Genomic DNA, 17,325 nt, shown 5'->3' with positions numbered 1-17,325 from the left:
ATAAATTAAAAAATAACAAGATTATGAAAAATATAAATTTTCTATTTGTTTTGATATTCCTGTTTTCTTTAAGCCTTACTTCATGCGAAGATTTTCTTGAAGAAACCGTAAAAGATCAGATTGCAGTAGATTATATCTACAGTACACCCGCCGGTTTAGAGGTTGGCGTAAATGCGCTTTACAATCAAATGAGATATTATAATCTGCCATCTGGTGATAATAATGATTTGTGGGCCAATGTATTTTTTATGGCAGCGACAGATTTAGGATTGCACAGAACCTGGAATACGCCTTATGGAACAGGTCATAATCCGGCATCTTTTACCGGATCAAAATGGATTCAGGGTTATAAAATTATCGACAGATGTTCTGCGATTATTACTTCGGCAAGATCTATAAATATGGATGAAAATGCCAAGAAAAGATTAGTAGCGCAGGCGCGTGTTATAAGAGGCGAATTATATTTGGACTTAAAACAAATGTACGGCGGAATCTTAATCGATACCATTCCAACAACTCCGGAAAACATTAACGATGTTGTAGAATATAAAGTAGCCAGCGATGCCGATGTTTATACATTAATCGACGGAGATCTTGATTATGCAATTGCCAATCTTCCGTACAAAGTAGATCCGGGACGTTATGGTCAGGGCGTTGCAAGACACATTCGCGGAAAAAGTGCTTTATGGCAGCAGGACTGGGCAGGAGCAGCAGCTCAATTTGATGCGATTATAAATGATGGTACACATGCTTTGGTGCCATTAGCAGAAGTTTGGGGACAAAATGCCAATCATAAAGAAGCACTTTTTACCTATCAAAAAGACTTTTTATTAGGACCAAATGACAATTTAGCCGGAGGTGGCGGTTCTTGGTTAAGCAGTGTTTTTACACAAAGAACGTACGAATTAAATCCAGCCGAACTTATTCAGGATGTGGCTTACGGCGGACAAGCTTTAGGATGGTTTTATCCCAATAATTATTTGAAATCACTTTACGATCAAACCAACGATTTAAGATTTAAAACCTATTATTATTCAGATAATTATTTAGACTATAAAATTAACGTTGCCGGAAACCCAAAATTTGGTCAGCCCATTACAAACCCAGCAATTGCAGCGCCAAACGGCAATTACAGAGCGTGGCACTGGAGTTTGAAAAAATACCATGATACAGAAAAACTGCCAATGACTTCAGACAGTTACAAAGATTATATGTATTACAGACTGGCCGAAACTTATTTATTGGCATCAGAGGCGTATCATAATTTGGGTAATGATACAAAAGCCCTGCAATATCTTAATAAAGTAAGAAGGAGAGGGTATACCGGAGATCCGTTAAGTACAAATAACACGTATGATATTACAACCTGGACCATAAATAATTATTTAGACGAATCAGCCAGAGAACTTGCTTTTGAAAACAACAGATGGTTTTTACTAAAAAGATTAGGACTTCTGGTAGAAAGACAAAATTTATATTTCCGTTCAAGTCCGTCAGGAACAATTTCCGGAGAAGTTCCTTTAAGAATGACTCCGGCGATGGTAAATATGCCAATTCCGCAAAGTCAGATTGATTTAATGGGAAAACCTGCAGGATTTAATGTAGGATATTAATCCAAGCGTATTGAGTTGTAATTCATAAAAAAAATATTTAACACATAGAAACATAGATTTTATCTCGAAAAAGAATGCAAAAAAGAAACTCATTTCTTTCACATAGCTCACTATGTGCGTTTTAATAAGTGAAACGTCTTTTTAAGAATACAAATTCTATGTTTCTATGTGTTAATAATTAATTACAATCAATCTAAAAAAAAACAACGCATTCGGAACACTAAATTTCGGATCCTAAAAAATAAAACAATGACAACGAAACAAATTATATTTGGCGTACTATCTGCCTTCGTATTTGCCTCTTGCAGCAATGACGAAAAAGTAGTTTTTATTTATGCAGATGAAACTCCGGTTAATCCGCCAGTGCAGGCAACTTTAAAAGAAAAAGCGAAATTTAAAATTGGCGCGGCAGTAAAAATGAAGGATTTACAGGGCGAAGTCAATTACAAAAATGCCGTCGTAAAACATTACAGCCAAATTACTGCAGAATATGAAATGAAAATGGCGAGTATTTGGACTTCTTCAACGGTTTATAACTGGACAGCAGCCGATTATCTGGTGAATTTTGCCAAAGATAATAACATGGAAATACACGGACATACCTTGATTTGGTACGATTCATTTCCGGATTGGTTTAAAAATGCAAAATACGATTCGATTGCATTTGAGGCAAAAGTGAAAATCTACATTACTGATGTCGTTGGACGTTATAAAGGCAAAGTAAAAAGCTGGGATGTAGCCAACGAAGTTTTTGCAGACGGCGGCGCTTTACGAGAAGAAAGCGTTATAAAAACAGTTTTTAAAGATCCGATAGGTTTTTACGGAAGATGTTTTCAATATGCCAGAGCCGCAGATCCTGATGCAAAATTATTTTACAATGATTACAGCGTGGTTTTAGATGCCGGAAAAAGAACTGCCATCAAAAAAATGGTAACCAGATTTAAAGCAAAAGGATATCCAATTGATGGTTTAGGCGATCAGTTTCATTATGCGAACGACACCAATAAACAAACCATGAAAACCGGTTTTACAGATCTTGCCAGCACCGGATTACTAATTCATATTTCAGAATTAGATATTAAGGTTAATACCGGTAAATCAGATTCGTATGTTTTTACAGATGCCGAAGCGCAGAAACAGTCAGAAACGTATCAATACATCACATCGATGTATGAAGAACTGCCACAAAATCAAAAATTTGCGATTACAACCTGGGGCGTAACAGATAAATATACGTGGCTTACCGCATTTTGGCATCCAAAAGAATATCCGTTGTTATTGGATAATGATTATAATAAAAAGCCCGCATATCAGGGATTTCTGGCAGGTTTAAAATAATGCAACGAAGAGACAATCAGAGCTATGTTTATTTAAAGAAGTGAAACGCCTTTTTTAAGTTTACAAAACCTATGTTTCTATGTGTTAAAAATAAGACACTATTAAATAACTATTTACGAACCAAAAGAATAAAACCATGAACATAAAACTAAAAACTATAGCCAAGCTAAACTATTTTGTTTTAGCGCTTTCTTTAAGCTTGCTTTCCTGCGACAGCGATGTACGCGAGGTTTATTTATACACTCCGGGAAAATTAGAAGCAACTTCGACCAATACAGCAATCAAAGCTGGCGAAACGGTAACGTATACAGATTCATCTACAAAAGTACGTGCCATAAAATGGACTTTTCAGGGCGGATCTCCCGGTTCGTCAATCGACTCTAATGTTGTTGTAAAATATGCCAAAGGCGGAAGTTATACCACAACACTTGAAATAACGTACGTTGATAATCAAATTGAGAAAAAAACATTTGCTGTTGCTGTAGAAGCCGCTCCCGAACCTCCGGTTGTAACGATAGAAGGATTAAAAATCTATTCTGATAATCCTAATTTTACAAAAACCGCCGCTACTTTAAACTGGTCTTCAAGCAATCAATTTGTTATTTCAGATAATGCTGATGGCGGATATGAAGGTGCTTTTAAAAGCTTTACACTTCCGGCGACTCCACCTGCCGTAGAAGCTAAATGGGCGATGGCAATTTTGCAATTTGTCGCCGTTACAGATATTTCATCTTATACCTATCTTAATCTGGCGGTAAGAACGACAAGTACGGGTAAAATCAGATTTAGAATGAAAGATGCGACCAATACCGGATATGTAGAATTTGATGCCACAAGCAATCTTTACGGATTAAAAAGAGACGGAAACTGGAATATGGTCAAAATTCCGATTGCGGAATATAAAAAGCAAAATCCGGCATTAGACCTAACAAAAATCAAAGATATATTGGTGTTACGAAGCGTTGATCCCGAAGATGTAAGGGCTTTAAACAATTACACTTTTGGCATTGACCACGTCTATTTATCTAATTAATACTATTTGGGACAGTTTAATAGCTGTCCCAATTAAAAAAATCTGCTCGATCTGCAAAATCTGCGGGAAAAAATTAAACACATAGAAACATAGATTTAGCATGCTCAAAAAAGACGTTTCACTTGTTTAAACAAACATAGCTATGTGAAAAGAAACGAGTTTCTTTTTTGCGTTCTTTTTTAGACATAAAATCTATGTTTCTATGTGTTTAATAAATTTTCAATGCATTAACGACAACTTTTAAAAACTAATTTAATGAAACATTCCATCTCTATATTGTTCTGTTTTTTTATAAGCCTGATTCCTTTATACGCACAGAATAATTACCAGAAAGTCGAAGCCAGACAAAACGCATTAGACCCGAAATGGGTTGCATATCAGGCAAAAACCGTAGATAAACTGCCCGGTTTTAAAACTAAAAAACAAACCGAAATTTCAAATTATGGAGGATGGAAAGTATGGCAAAAAGAAGCAACGGGATTTTTTAGAACTCAAAAAATAGACAATAGATGGTGGATTATTGATCCTGAAGGTTATCCGTTTATTTACAAAGGAATTGCTGTTTTTAATGCCGGACGTTCTGTAAATCAGCAAAAAGCCTTTGATGAAAAATTCGGAAGTCCGGAAAACTGGGTAAATCAGGAAACACAATTATTGCGCAATAACGGTTTTAATGGAGTAGGTGCGTGGTCGAATGTAGATTTAGTGCGAAAATCAGAAAAGCCGTTGGTTTATACCGTAATTATTTCGCCAATGGGAATGTACCATTCCGATCACATTAAAAAATATGGCGGAAAATATAAAGAAGCCAGCTGGCAAAATTACCGTTTTGATCTTGTTATGGTTTTCGACAAAGAATTTGATGCTTATGTAGAAAAATCGGTAGCACAGGTCGCCCAATATAAAGATGATAAGTATTTGATGGGGTATTTTACAGATAATGAATTGCCTTGGTATAATGATGCTTTAGATAAACATTTAACTTTGTTAGCCAAAGATGAACAGGGATATATTGCAGCAAAAGAATGGCTCGATCAGCGAAAAGGTTTCGATGCTTCAATTAAAGATGTAACGCAGGAAGACCGCATGGCATTTACTGCTTTTTATTTTGAAACATACATGAAGAAAGTAACAGCGGCGCTCCGCAAAGCAGATCCAAATCATCTGTATTTAGGATGTCGTTTTAATCAGGATAAAGAACAGGAATTAACGAATCCGGAAATTTTTAAAGTTGCCGGAAAGTACATGGATATCGTGTCGATTAATCATTACAGAAAATGGGAACCGAGTCAGGAATTAATGAACAATTGGGGAGAATGGTCAGGAAAACCATTTTTAATTACCGAATGGTATACGAAAGCAGAAGATTCGGGATTGCCAAATAATACGGGCGCAGGATGGCTCGTTCGTACGCAACAGGAAAGAGGACTTTTCTATCAAAATTTTACGTTAGAATTGTTGAAAAACAAAAACTCGGTAGGCTGGCATTGGTTTAAATATATGGACAATGATCCTGAGGATTTAAGTACAGATTATTCAAACAGAGATTCTAACAAAGGCATTGTCAACAGCAAGTTTGAACCTTATTTGTCTTTATTGAAAGAGATGAAAATAATTAATGAGAACGCCTATCAATTGACACAGTATTTTGATAAAAAGAAATAACGTCACAGATTAAAAAGATTGAAGGATTAAAAGATTAAAAGATTAAAAAGAAAAATCTGCTTAATCTGCGAGAAAAAATATTAAACACAATCTTGTCATGACGATTTTGTTTGCGGAGTTTCGTGTGCGATTTCTCCTCCGTCGAAAAGACAAGATCCATTGAAATAAACAAAAGTTTACAATAAAAAATAATACAATTTAAACTATGAAAAAAATAATAATACTGTGTTTTACCATTTTGGTTATAGGAAAAATGATAGCGCAGGAAGTTCCGCTAGTATCCAATATTTCATCGCGAAACAACATTAACTTAAACGGAAAATGGAGTTATATTGTAGATCCGCTCGAAAACGGCTATTATGATTATCGTCTTATGCCGTTTAAAAACAATGGATTTTTCGAAAATAAAGCTTTTTCAACGTCAGAATTGGTTGAATATAATTTTGCGACTTCGGCAACTATGGATATTCCTTCGGACTGGAATAGTAAAGATGAAAGATTGTTTTTTTATGAAGGAACGGTTTGGTTTGAGAAAGATTTCAGTTATAAAAAAGATTCAAAAACGAAAGGAATTCTTTATTTCGGAGCCGTTAATTATGATGCTAAAGTATATGTAAACGGCAAATTTGCCGGAAGTCATATTGGTGGTTATACGCCATTTAATTTTGATGTGACCAATCTTTTAGTCGACGGCAATAATTTTGTGGTTGTAAAAGTCGACAACAAACGTCATAAAGATAATGTGCCAACGGTAAATATGGATTGGTGGAATTATGGTGGAATTACGAGAGATGTAATTTTGGCGCAGGTTCCCAACACATATATTGAAGATTATTTGGTTCAGTTGGATAAAAAAGATAAAAACAAAATTTCGGGTTGGGTAAAACTGAATACAGAATCTGCAAATCAATCGCTGTCGGTTAACATTCCAGAATTAAAAATCAAGAAAAACATTACCACAGATGCAAAAGGAATGGCTTATTTTGAAATAAAAACAACCCCTGTTTTATGGACGCCCGAAAAACCAAAGTTATATGAAGTAACGATTAATAAAGCCGATGAAAATATTACGGATAAAATTGGTTTTAGAACTATTGAAACCAAAGGAAAAGAGATTTTGTTAAACGGAAAAAAAGTCTTTTTACGCGGTATCAGTATTCACGAAGAAGCACCTTACAGATCAGGACGAGCGTGGTCGCAGGAAGATGCCGTTACTTTATTAACGTGGGCAAAAGAGTTAGGATGTAATTATGTTCGTTTGGCGCATTATCCGCATAACGAAAATATGGTAAAAGAAGCCGAAAAAATGGGCTTGATGATTTGGTCTGAAGTTCCGGTTTACTGGACAATTTCATGGACAAATCCTGATACGTATGCCAATGCAGAACGCCAGTTGCACGACATGGTTTACAGGGATAAAAACCGTTGCGGAATCATAATCTGGTCTATAGCAAACGAAACACCGCATGGCGATGACAGGGATATTTTTCTGAGCAAACTGTCTAAATATGCCCGTACACAAGACAATTCCCGCTTAATAAGTATGGCTATGGAAGTAACTAAAAGCCCAAATAATGTCAATACATTGCACGATAATATGAATGAATATGTTGATATTGTTAGTTTTAATCAATATGTAGGCTGGTACAGAGGAACGAACGAATCCTGCAAAGACATGCAATGGGTAATTCCGTATAATAAACCTGTTATTATTAGTGAATTTGGAGGTGAGGCTTTACAAGGGCGACATGGTGATAAAACCGAGCGCTGGACTGAGGAATATCAGGAAGAATTGTACAAACAAAATACACAAATGTTCAACCGAATTGAAGGTTTGGCAGGAGTTTCTCCGTGGATATTGGTTGACTTTAGATCGCCGAGAAGACAGCTTCCTAATATTCAGGACTTTTTTAATCGTAAAGGATTGATTTCTAGCGCAGGAATAAAGAAAAAAGCTTTTTATGTCATGAAAGATTGGTATACACAAAAAGAAGAAGAATATAAGTAAATATTATAGCCACGAATTCACGAATTATTTTAATGAAAATCAAAAATTTAATTCGTGAATTCGTGGCTAAAAAACAATACTGAATTTAAACCCGACAGGTTTTTAAACCCTGTCGGGTTTCTTGCGAAATAATAATGCTTACTGTGTAATTTTTTGTAAGAATTATATAAAGTGATTTTTAATGATTGCTTTACTTTTAAAAAATTATAAACACTTAAAAATCATTATTATGAGAACTCAAATCAAATTAAAAGCGGCGTTATTTATTCTTCTGGCAGGACTTTCATTTTCATGTAAAAAAAATGAGAATGCTCCGGCAGATAATTACACAAATGAAGCTGATACTACGCAGGAAACAATAGACAGTGTAGGAACAACTCCAGACACAACAAGTGCTAATTCATCTACAAACGGAACTACTGGCGCAACAGGAGAAGGTTCTACAGGTTCAGGAGCGGCAGGAACAACACAAAAAGGCAATACATCTGTAAGAACAGATTCAACAGCTACTGCTTCAAAAAAATAAGTAAAATGGAGAATAAAAAGAAAAGCCTGTAATTTAAGTTACAGGCTTTTCTTTTTAGAAAATAGTTTAAATGAAATATCCCAATTTCTAAAGAGATTCTAAATACGATTTAAAGTTGATAATATCATCTTTTACCAGTTTTTCAAAATACGGATTAAGAAGTTTCGCAGCGCTTTCGCCGGCAATTCCCAGAGGTGCATGATAAGAAATCGTAACAATAATTTCTGTGCCATTTCCACTTGGTCTGAAAACCACTTTTCCGGCATTTTTTACAGATGAATCCGGTAATGAATTCCAGCTAATAAGTCTGTTTTTTTCATCTTTGATTATTTCGGCTTTCCAGCTCAGTTTTCCAATTCCCGCAGGTCCTTTTGCTGTCCATTTAGAAGTTGTATAACTTATCGGTTTTACAGATTCAATATGACTCATAAACTTTGGTAAGTTTTCGAAATCACGCCAAAAGTTGTAAACTTCATCTATTGGTTTGTTAATGATGCTGTTAACTCTAATATTTACATTCGAAGCTTTATCATTTTTAAGATGATCTACGGCATCATATACAGGGCAATATCCTGAAAGCCCGCGTAAAAGCATAGCGCCTCCAGAACCTATTTTTGCGATACTTTTATCATTTTTCGATAAACCTTTATACAAAAGATAACCGCCGCTGGTAACCATTAAGATTCTTTCGAGTGCCGAAACGTTTTTTTTAAGTTTTGAAGTTCCAGAGTTTGAAACTTCTTTTTGAGATGTTGCTGCTATATCCATGATTCTTTTTTTTTTAAAATTTATAAGATGTTAAAAGTAAATGCTTTATGTGATTTTTATTTTATAACATTAATGAGATTCATTACAGAATTAACCGCTGCCAGTTGTCTTGATTTGTAATAATATCGTAGAATTGTGTAAATCTAAGCGTCTTATTATTAGTTAATTAGTTTTTTAATTAATTAAACATATATAAACATGAAAGCAGCTGTTATACACGGGCCCGGATCGGTACAATATGATACCGTAGATGATCCAAAACTAATTGAGAAAGATGATATTATTTTAAAAGTGACTTCGACCGCCATTTGCGGTTCTGATCTTCACATTTATTCGGGCGGACTTCCGCAGCCAAGGCCAATGGTTCTTGGGCATGAATTTATGGGAATTGTAGAAGAAACTGGATCTATGGTTACGCACCTTAAAAAAGGAGATCGCGTAGTTGTTCCTTTTCCTATTGCGTGTGGAAATTGTTTTTTCTGTAATCACGATGTTCCCGGAAATTGTGAGCACAGTAATCCTGAAAATTATGGTCCGGAAGGTGGAATATTGACAGAAAAAGGCGGCGCATTATTTGGTTATACAGATTTGTATGGCGGATATGATGGCGGACAATCACAATATGTTCGTGTTCCGTATGCCAATTATGGACCTAGAGTGGTTCCTGATAATTTAACAGATGAAGAAGTTTTATTTCTTACCGATATTTTCCCTACAGGATATACGGGAGTAGATTGGGGAGAAGTAAAAGGCGGCGAAACGGTGGCAATATTTGGGTCTGGTCCTGTTGGAATTATGGCTGCCAAAAGTGCGTGGCTTCGTGGCGCCGCACAAGTAATCGTGGTTGATACGTTGCAATATCGATTGGATAAGGCAAAAGCAGCTTCAGGATGTACAACCATACTTTGGGAAGACGGCGCTAAGGAAGTTGTAGAGCAAATTCGTGCTTTAACTCAGGGACGTGGTGCCGATGTTTGTATCGACGCTGTTGGTTTTGAACCGGATCGTAATTTTGCAGACCGTATCAAAGCGACTATTAATTTTGAAAAAGGATCAACAAAGGTTTTAGAAGCTTGTATGAGCGCGGTTAGACGAAGCGGTATTGTTTCTGTATTAGGCGTTTATCCTGTTAATTATGATAATTTTCCTCTGGGACAATTTTTTGATAAAGGGATAATTTTAAAAGGCGGACAAGCTCCGGCGCACAAACATATCGATAAATTATTAGAATATGTAGTGCAGGGAAAAGTAAAACTTGACGATATTATTACCCACAGAATGCCATTATCACAAATTTCAGATGCTTATAATATTTTTAATAAGCGTGAAGATGGTTGTGTAAAAGTGGTACTCGATCCTTGGAAGTAATGCTTAAAAAGATGAAATTCTAAATAAAAGATTGTTTAGAATTTCATCTTTTATTTTTGAATTTCTTCATAAAACAAAAAAACATCTGCACTATTAAGTACAGATGTTTTTTTATTTTTCCTGAATTACAGCAAGGTTTATTCTGCCGCTACAATATTTACGTTATTTAGCGCAACGTCATTAAGCAAACAATCCGCTTCTTTTTCTTCGGCAAGCGTTTGCGTTAATAATTTTGCTGCGTCGTTTTCACCAAGCGTTTTTGCAAAGGCGCATAACGTACCATAAGTAGCAATTTCATAATGTTCTATTTTTTGAGATGCTGCAATAATTCCGGCATCTCTAACAGCTCCCGGCGCAGTTTCTTCAAGAATGCTGTCGCCTTCTTTTAAAAGTCCCGCCATCGCTTCGCATTTTTTTCCTTCTGCTTTTTCTCCCAAAACATCAAAAACCTTTTCAAGTCTTGCCACTTGGTTTTTAGTCACGGCATGATGTTCTAAAATAGCCGTTGAAAGACTTGCCGCTGTTGCATTTGCCGCCATTTTAGGCAACGCGCCAACAAGAGCATTTTCTGCCCAGTAAATATCTTTAAGGCTGTCAATAAATAAGGCTCTTAAATCTGTAGCTGCATCAGCTGCAGGTTGTACAAAATTTTTATCACTTTTAGCAGGATTAGCCTTGCTATCAGTTGGTTTTTCTGAATTTTTCATATTTTTTTATTTTTGAATGTTATTTGTATAAGTTTTTTTCACGTTCCCAAAAACGATGTTCACTCATAGCGTTTATAAAATCCTGTATAAACGTTTCTGTTCCAATTTCGCCGGATAATACAAGTCCTGCATCGTCATTGCTTATTTTTGAAGCAAAAGGCGCAGCACTTAACACGGCAGTTGCTTCGCCATTGGCACCAATAACTTTGCAATGTTTGTAAGCATCGTTTAAAAATTCCATTACATCATCATTTTCTGCCAAGGCAGTAAGTCCCAATCCATGTGGAATATAAACGGCATCAAACAAAACAGATGATGCAGTTAAGAAACTAAAATCGGCAGCAATTGCTCCATCTTCATCAGTAAGAACGGCTCCTAAATGTGGTGCGATAACCAAACCTTTTGCATCTTCTTTTAAAAGAGCATCTTTCATGTTTTTTACACTTGCTTCAGAAACTCCGTCAGAACAAATAATAGCCACTTTTCGAGAAGCGATTGTAGGTGTATTTGTTGGATTTTTAAGCATAGAAAGTGCATCAGAATTTTCTACTGAAGATTCTACCGTTTTTGGTTCCTGATTGCCCATTTCGTTTTCAGGAGATACACCGTGATTAATTGGCGTTTCAAGAATTGGCGGAACCTGAGTTCCTATTCCCATCGACACTCTTTCTGCTAATTGCATATCAATCTGAGACAAAAGTCCAAGCATTCTTACTCTGATCGCGGCAGTATCAACCTTACCAAGTTCAAAACGTAATGCTTTTACGATATGACTTTTTTCTACATCAGTCTGACTGTTAAAGAATAATTTTGCCTGACCAAAATGATCTGCAAAGCTCTCGCTTCTTTCTCTTACTTTATGAGCATCAACACGTTCGTTAAAACTTGCGAATCCGCCTTCTGCAATTTTAGCCTGATAAGGACAACCTCCGCCTAGCGAATTAGGATGATAACTTACGCGGCCTTTGTTAATTTCCTGACGCATATGTCCGTCACGTTGATTGTTGTGAACCGGAGCAACACTTCTGTTAATTGGAATTTCATGAAAATTAGGACTTCCTAATCTCGAAAGTTGTGTGTCTGTATACGAAAACAATCTTCCCTGAAGCAAAGGATCATTTGAAAAATCAATTCCCGGAACAACATGTCCCGGATGGAATGCAATTTGTTCTGTTTCTGCAAAGAAATTATCAGGGTTTTTGTTCAAAACCATTCTTCCCACGATTGTTACCGGTATAAGTTCTTCAGGAACAAGTTTGGTTGGGTCAAGTAAATCAAACTCGTATTTATGTTCGTCTTCTTCAGGAATAATTTGTACACCTAATTCCCACTCAGGAAAATTCCCCATTTCTATGGCTTCCCATAAATCTTCTCTGTGAAAATCAGGATTTTTTCCGGAGATTTTTTGTGCTTCGTCCCACGCTACTGCATGAGTTCCTAATTTGGGTTTCCAGTGAAATTTTACAAAAGTAGAATTTCCGGCTTCATTGATTAACCTAAAAGTATGAACGCCAAATCCTTCCATCATTCTGTAACTGCGCGGAATAGCACGATCAGACATTGCCCACATAATCATGTGCATAGATTCTGGCATTAACGAAATAAAATCCCAAAAGGTATCGTGCGCAGAGGCAGCCTGAGGCATTTCATTATGTGGTTCAGGTTTTACAGCGTGAATTAAATCTGGAAATTTTGATGCATCCTGAATAAAAAATACGGGGATATTATTACCTACCAAATCATAAATTCCTTCCTGAGTATAAAATTTAACGGCAAATCCTCTTACATCTCGGGCAAGATCCGTAGATCCTCTTGATCCGGCTACTGTCGAAAATCTGGCAAAAACAGGTGTTTTTAAACCGGCTTCCTGCAAAAATCCTGCTTTTGTTAATTCAGGAATTGGATTTGTTACTTCAAAAAAACCATGTGCTCCTGAACCTCTTGCATGTACGATTCTTTCCGGAATTCGTTCATGGTCAAAATGCGTGATTTTTTCTCTCAAAATAAAATCTTCGAGTAGAGAAGGTCCTCTTTCGCCAGCTTTAAGTGAATTGTTATCATCATTAATGCGGACACCCTGATCGGTTGTCAGGAACTTGTTTGTTCCATCGGATTTGTTTATCAACAAATCACGCTGTTTTTCGTCTTGAAAATTTTTCATATCATGCGATTTTGTAATTAAATTTTTTTTTGGTTTGGATGGTTAATGTCAGGTTATGAATAACTTACTGTTCCTTAATTAATCAACGATGTCAAATTTAATTGATGTGCTTATCAAGATTTTATATGATTATTTTATAAGATTGTACAATTTCCATTGTATGTAAAGTCTTTCAAATGCGAGTTACTTTTAATTAGTTGAAAAAGTATAATTTGAAAATAAAATAATGTAATTGATTGATTTCAAATGAATTGATATTTGTGTTAAAAAAGATAAGTTATGCACACAATTTCACCTTGGGCGGCAACCGTTCACGCAGATTTGGAAAATAATACAGCAATTTGGGAAAAGAAATTTCAGGACTATACCTTTCAGGCTTTTAATACCGGCGATTCATTATGGATTGTTGTTATTTGGCCGGATAAGGGAAAGATGGCTTTTCGTGCTGCTTTTGGCATGAACAGTACTTTTGAAGTCACTAATTTATTAGATGACGGAGAACTTCTTGTCATTAATTTAGAAACAAGGCTTGGTAAATATGAAATTTGTGTCAGTTTTCCCAATAATGACATCGCTTTATTGCATTATAAAACATCATTTAAGGCAAATTTTCCCTTGTTGATTCCGTTTTGGCCCAGGGATATTATTCCTTTAACACAAAACGGAAGTGTAGAAAACACTAATGGAAGCATCCATATGAGCCAAATGGGTTCAAGATCAGGAATGTTATTTGCAAGTTTGACCAAACCCAAAACCGGTTCTGTTTTTTACTTTCAAAATCTGAGTTCCTTTAGTCCATATTGCGAAGCTACAAAAACAACATTAGAAAATACTGTTGGAGGAACCTGGCCGGAAATTGGTTTTCAATTACCGTTAACCGAAGAAGAGCCTTTGCCTTCAGATAAAGCGTATGTCGTATCGGATGCATATGTTGTATTCTCAACTGCTATTATTGAAAATGAAATACAAAAAACACAGCAATTTTTAAATAATCTTGCTGATGTTTACTGCGCTTTACCGCATCCTGAAGTTACCTATAATAACTGGCCGGACATTACACAAAAATGCCTTGTCGATCTGCATCAAAGTAGAGGTTGCTGGACACAAACCAAAGGAATTTCGTATCTAAATGCGTATTTGTGCGATTATGATACACCCGCAGAAGTTATGGTACAGCTTGCTGTATTGACGCCATTGAATGAATTGAAAAATTGGTATGGAGAAATTCATCCTCTTTATGAAGAACTGCTCGACGGAATTGATTCTTTTTATGATCCTAAGGTAAAAACGATTAATCGCTGGCTTCCTGAACTTGTTGATAAACTTGATGAATCAGAAGAACAAAAAAAGGAAATGGTGATGGATTCCTGGTATCTGCATCATCCGCTGATGAATTTAACGAGACTCGCTTTAAGCGGAGAAAAAAAGGCAAAGGAACTTGTTTTAAAATCGGTTGAATTTGCGATTAAAGTGGCGCATCATTTTGATTATGAATGGCCGGTTTTTTATAAAATGGATACGCTGGAAGTTATAAAAAAAGAAACTATACGGGAGAAGGCGGTGAAAAAGATGTGCCCGGATCGTATGCACATTTAATGCTGCTGTTATTTAGACTTACAAATGAGAAACGATATTTACATGAAGCTGAAAAAGCTGTAAAAAAATTCGTTGGCTGTGGTTTTGATATTCTTTATCAGGCGAATAATACGGCTTTTTCTGCCGGAGCACTTTTAGAATTGCATAAAATTACCGGTAAACAGGAATATCTGGATTTGAGTTATGCATGTCTTGCCTGTCTTTTTAAAAATATGCAAATCTGGGATTGCCAGTACGGATTTGGAAAAAATTATCCGAATTACTTTTCTGTTTTTCCGCTTAATGATGCGCCTTATACCGCCGCGTATGAGGAAATGGAAGTATATGCAGGATTATCAGAATATTTAATACAATCCAAAGCAATAGATTTATTGCCGTCATTAAAGATTTTAATTCCTGAATTTCTAAAATATGCGATTAGCAGATTTCCGTATTATTATCCAACAATGCTTCCGGAGGAAATGATATCTGAGGAAGTGAAAACAGGCGAAATCGTAAAAGAATTATGGATTCCGCTTGAAGATCTTTATAATGGATGGGAGAAAAGCGGACAAGTAGGGCAGGAGGTTTACGGTGCCGGAGTAGGTTTTGGAGTTTTGACCAGACAATATCATAAGATTAAAAATGAGGAGTTTTTGCTATTTTCAGATTATCCGCTGGTTGATATGAGAAAATCAAAACAAACAGTCACTTTTAATGTTTTGGGAAGTGCTTCTTTTGAATGCAACTTAAAAATCTTAATTCCCGAAAAGGTAAAATTAAAAATTGAAGTTTCCATTCATAAAAATACGATCGTACCTATTGCAAAAACAGCTGATTTGCTTGAGTATATAATTCCAGCGGAAAGTACGGTTAAAATAGCGTGGCATTAATTTTATTGATTTATAAATATGAAATAAAAATACAGTTTTTAATTACATGTTGATTGATTTCTTAGATTTGTACTAAATACCACAAACTTTTTTATCATGCCGCTAATTGAACAATCAGAATATAATTTTCCTTCTATTATTCACCGCAACAGGCATATATCGACTATTTATGCTGCTTTATTTAAAAAGTTTGACGCTCCGGGATACACAAGAGAAAAACTGGAGTTAAATGATGGAGATTTTATCAATATCGATTTTATTATAGATGATCCTAAAAAAGCAGTTATTTTATGTCATGGTTTAGAAGGAGATTCCCGCAGAACCTATAATAATAGTTGTGCGGCTTATTTTCAGCAGAAAAGTTTTTCAGTTTTTGCATGGAATAATCGAACTTGCGGAGGAGAAATGAACCGTCTTCCAAGGCTTTATCATCATGGTGCGGTTGATGATCTTGATGAAGTAGTTCAGTTTGTTTTACGAAAAGGATTCGAAGATGTTTATTTGATTGGATATTCAATGGGAGGTGTTCAGCTTTTGAATTATTTTGGCTGGAAAAAAATTGATGAGCGTATAAAAGCAGCGGTCTCGATTTCAGTACCAACTCATATTGCAACAAGTGCAGAAGTACTCAAACAAGGCTTTAACAGAGTTTATTTAAAGAATTTTACAATTGATATTAAAAGAAAGCTGAAACACAAAGCTGCACAGTTTCCTGATTTTATAAACAGTGATCAGATTGATAAAATTACTTCTTTTGATGAGGTTGATCATTATTTTACAGCACCGTTACATGGCTTTGCAAGTCGGGATGATTATTATCAGCGTGTTTCTCCTGAATTTTCACTTAAAAATATTACTACTCCGGTTTTGATTATTAATTCTCTTGATGATCCTTTTTTAGGTGAAAGGTGCTATCCCAGAGCTATAGCAAAAGACAGCGCTTATGTTTATCTTGAAACTCCAAAGTATGGAGGACATTGTGCTTTTCCGTTGCGTAATTCAATGTATTCTTATGCAGAGAAAAGAGCGTATGAGTTTTTTAAATCCTGCGGACCTGTAGAAATTTTTAAGGCTTAATAAACTATTCTTTCTTAGGCTCAATCTGCACTTTGAATTTACCCCAAAAAGGATTATCAGCCATTTGCGAATGTCCAATTACTAAAATATAATTTCCTTTTTGTTTAAGCGGAATATTCAAATCCATTCCAAAAGGTCCGTCTGAAGAATTATCAGGAAAAATAATTTGGTTGAAACGGATGTTTCCTTTACCTGTAGTTGGGATAATATTTGCTTTTAATTCGCCTGAGTCTTCATTTTTAAATTTGACATATATCCTCGGATGAATAGAATCTAAGGAACCTTCAGCTATAAATAGACCTTTTTCATTTATAAAATTCATAACGATCGTGTCGCCAATTTGTTTGTTCTCATCTTTGCTCACTTCCTGGTTTTCCTTCGTAAGAATTGAATCTGAGGTTTGAATCGAATCATTCTGATTTTTAATAGAAATATCTTTATTTTCTTTTTGTTGACATGCAAAAAAGAAAATCGACAGTAAAAGCATTAAAAAATTTTTCATAACAGTATTTTTAATAAAACATCTCAAATTTAGATTCTTTCTTAGAATTTATTGTTACATAATAACATTTGTATTTTGCAGGATCTGGAAG

The 17,325-nt window shown here is 35.5% G+C and carries 14 protein-coding genes; 10 read left to right on the top strand and 4 right to left on the bottom strand.

Going from position 1 to position 17,325, the window contains the following annotated elements; translation table 11 throughout:
- Nucleotides 1-23: 23 nt before the first annotated feature.
- The 6 genes from OLM54_RS08775 (at nt 24) to OLM54_RS08750 (ending at nt 8,183) form a co-directional block, all read left to right on the top strand.
- Nucleotides 24-1,613, top strand: a complete 1,590-nt coding sequence (locus OLM54_RS08775) for a RagB/SusD family nutrient uptake outer membrane protein (protein ID WP_264538207.1) — start codon at nt 24-26, stop codon at nt 1,611-1,613.
- Between the two features lie 249 nt (nt 1,614-1,862).
- Nucleotides 1,863-2,951 carry an endo-1,4-beta-xylanase gene (locus OLM54_RS08770; protein WP_264538206.1) on the top strand — a complete coding sequence of 363 codons (1,089 nt, stop codon included), beginning with the start codon at nt 1,863-1,865 and terminating at the stop codon, nt 2,949-2,951.
- Between the two features lie 136 nt (nt 2,952-3,087).
- Nucleotides 3,088-3,984 (top strand): hypothetical protein, encoded by an 897-nt coding sequence (locus OLM54_RS08765; RefSeq protein WP_264538205.1) that lies wholly within the window; start codon nt 3,088-3,090, stop codon nt 3,982-3,984.
- Nucleotides 3,985-4,239: 255 nt separating this feature from the next.
- Nucleotides 4,240-5,649 carry a hypothetical protein gene (locus OLM54_RS08760; protein WP_264538204.1) on the top strand — a complete coding sequence of 470 codons (1,410 nt, stop codon included), beginning with the start codon at nt 4,240-4,242 and terminating at the stop codon, nt 5,647-5,649.
- A gap of 205 nt (nt 5,650-5,854) precedes the next feature.
- On the top strand, nt 5,855-7,657 hold the full coding sequence (locus OLM54_RS08755) for a glycoside hydrolase family 2 protein (protein WP_264538203.1): 1,803 nt from the start codon (nt 5,855-5,857) through the stop codon (nt 7,655-7,657).
- 229 nt (nt 7,658-7,886) lie between these two features.
- Nucleotides 7,887-8,183, top strand: a complete 297-nt coding sequence (locus tag OLM54_RS08750) for a hypothetical protein (protein ID WP_264538202.1) — start codon at nt 7,887-7,889, stop codon at nt 8,181-8,183.
- A gap of 87 nt (nt 8,184-8,270) precedes the next feature.
- Here OLM54_RS08750 and OLM54_RS08745 read toward each other — a convergent pair whose 3' ends face one another.
- The gene (locus tag OLM54_RS08745; protein WP_264538201.1) at nt 8,271-8,951 is read right to left on the bottom strand and encodes an SRPBCC family protein; all 681 of its coding nucleotides are present in this window, start codon (nt 8,949-8,951) and stop codon (nt 8,271-8,273) included.
- A 198-nt stretch (nt 8,952-9,149) separates the two neighbouring features.
- Here OLM54_RS08745 and OLM54_RS08740 point away from each other — a divergent pair, with 198 nt between their 5' ends.
- Nucleotides 9,150-10,319, top strand: a complete 1,170-nt coding sequence (locus OLM54_RS08740) for a zinc-dependent alcohol dehydrogenase (protein ID WP_264538200.1) — start codon at nt 9,150-9,152, stop codon at nt 10,317-10,319.
- A gap of 137 nt (nt 10,320-10,456) precedes the next feature.
- On the opposite strand, the gene OLM54_RS08735 is transcribed toward OLM54_RS08740, so the two are convergent.
- Both OLM54_RS08735 and OLM54_RS08730 read right to left on the bottom strand, forming a co-directional pair.
- On the bottom strand, nt 10,457-11,026 hold the full coding sequence (locus OLM54_RS08735; protein WP_264538199.1) for a ferritin-like domain-containing protein: 570 nt from the start codon (nt 11,024-11,026) through the stop codon (nt 10,457-10,459).
- Between the two features lie 19 nt (nt 11,027-11,045).
- On the bottom strand, nt 11,046-13,187 hold the full coding sequence (locus OLM54_RS08730) for a catalase (RefSeq protein WP_264538198.1): 2,142 nt from the start codon (nt 13,185-13,187) through the stop codon (nt 11,046-11,048).
- Between the two features lie 279 nt (nt 13,188-13,466).
- Here OLM54_RS08730 and OLM54_RS08725 point away from each other — a divergent pair, with 279 nt between their 5' ends.
- From OLM54_RS08725 to OLM54_RS08715, 3 genes are all read left to right on the top strand, one after another.
- A complete protein-coding gene (locus OLM54_RS08725) occupies nt 13,467-14,783 on the top strand; it encodes a hypothetical protein (RefSeq protein ID WP_264538197.1) in 1,317 nt (438 codons plus the stop codon).
- Nucleotides 14,783-15,655 carry a hypothetical protein gene (locus OLM54_RS08720; protein ID WP_264538196.1) on the top strand — a complete coding sequence of 291 codons (873 nt, stop codon included), beginning with the start codon at nt 14,783-14,785 and terminating at the stop codon, nt 15,653-15,655. Before OLM54_RS08725 ends, OLM54_RS08720 begins: the two co-directional genes overlap by 1 nt.
- A gap of 96 nt (nt 15,656-15,751) precedes the next feature.
- Nucleotides 15,752-16,732 (top strand): YheT family hydrolase, encoded by a 981-nt coding sequence (locus tag OLM54_RS08715; RefSeq protein ID WP_264538195.1) that lies wholly within the window; start codon nt 15,752-15,754, stop codon nt 16,730-16,732.
- Nucleotides 16,733-16,736: 4 nt separating this feature from the next.
- Here the strand turns inward: OLM54_RS08715 and OLM54_RS08710 are convergent, their stop codons facing one another.
- Nucleotides 16,737-17,234: a hypothetical protein gene (locus OLM54_RS08710; RefSeq protein WP_264538194.1), complete on the bottom strand. Its 498-nt coding sequence runs from the start codon at nt 17,232-17,234 to the stop codon at nt 16,737-16,739.
- Nucleotides 17,235-17,325 lie beyond the last annotated feature (91 nt).

This window comes from Flavobacterium sp. N1736 (assembly GCF_025947065.1).
GTDB lineage: Bacteria > Bacteroidota > Bacteroidia > Flavobacteriales > Flavobacteriaceae > Flavobacterium.
This window is presented reverse-complemented; position numbering and strand designations above follow the sequence as displayed.

Bases quoted from the DNA above. Each gene is read 5' to 3' on its own strand.
- OLM54_RS08725 (WP_264538197.1), top strand. From the start codon at position 13,467: ATGCACACAATTTCACCTTGGGCGGCAACCGTTCACGCAGATTTGGAA.
- OLM54_RS08735 (WP_264538199.1), bottom strand. From the start codon at position 11,026: ATGAAAAATTCAGAAAAACCAACTGATAGCAAGGCTAATCCTGCTAAA.
- OLM54_RS08710 (WP_264538194.1), bottom strand. From the start codon at position 17,234: ATGAAAAATTTTTTAATGCTTTTACTGTCGATTTTCTTTTTTGCATGT.
- OLM54_RS08720 (WP_264538196.1), top strand. From the start codon at position 14,783: ATGCTGCTGTTATTTAGACTTACAAATGAGAAACGATATTTACATGAA.
- OLM54_RS08730 (WP_264538198.1), bottom strand. From the start codon at position 13,187: ATGAAAAATTTTCAAGACGAAAAACAGCGTGATTTGTTGATAAACAAA.
- OLM54_RS08715 (WP_264538195.1), top strand. From the start codon at position 15,752: ATGCCGCTAATTGAACAATCAGAATATAATTTTCCTTCTATTATTCAC.
- OLM54_RS08765 (WP_264538205.1), top strand. From the start codon at position 3,088: ATGAACATAAAACTAAAAACTATAGCCAAGCTAAACTATTTTGTTTTA.
- OLM54_RS08775 (WP_264538207.1), top strand. From the start codon at position 24: ATGAAAAATATAAATTTTCTATTTGTTTTGATATTCCTGTTTTCTTTA.
- OLM54_RS08750 (WP_264538202.1), top strand. From the start codon at position 7,887: ATGAGAACTCAAATCAAATTAAAAGCGGCGTTATTTATTCTTCTGGCA.
- OLM54_RS08745 (WP_264538201.1), bottom strand. From the start codon at position 8,951: ATGGATATAGCAGCAACATCTCAAAAAGAAGTTTCAAACTCTGGAACT.
- OLM54_RS08740 (WP_264538200.1), top strand. From the start codon at position 9,150: ATGAAAGCAGCTGTTATACACGGGCCCGGATCGGTACAATATGATACC.
- OLM54_RS08755 (WP_264538203.1), top strand. From the start codon at position 5,855: ATGAAAAAAATAATAATACTGTGTTTTACCATTTTGGTTATAGGAAAA.
- OLM54_RS08770 (WP_264538206.1), top strand. From the start codon at position 1,863: ATGACAACGAAACAAATTATATTTGGCGTACTATCTGCCTTCGTATTT.
- OLM54_RS08760 (WP_264538204.1), top strand. From the start codon at position 4,240: ATGAAACATTCCATCTCTATATTGTTCTGTTTTTTTATAAGCCTGATT.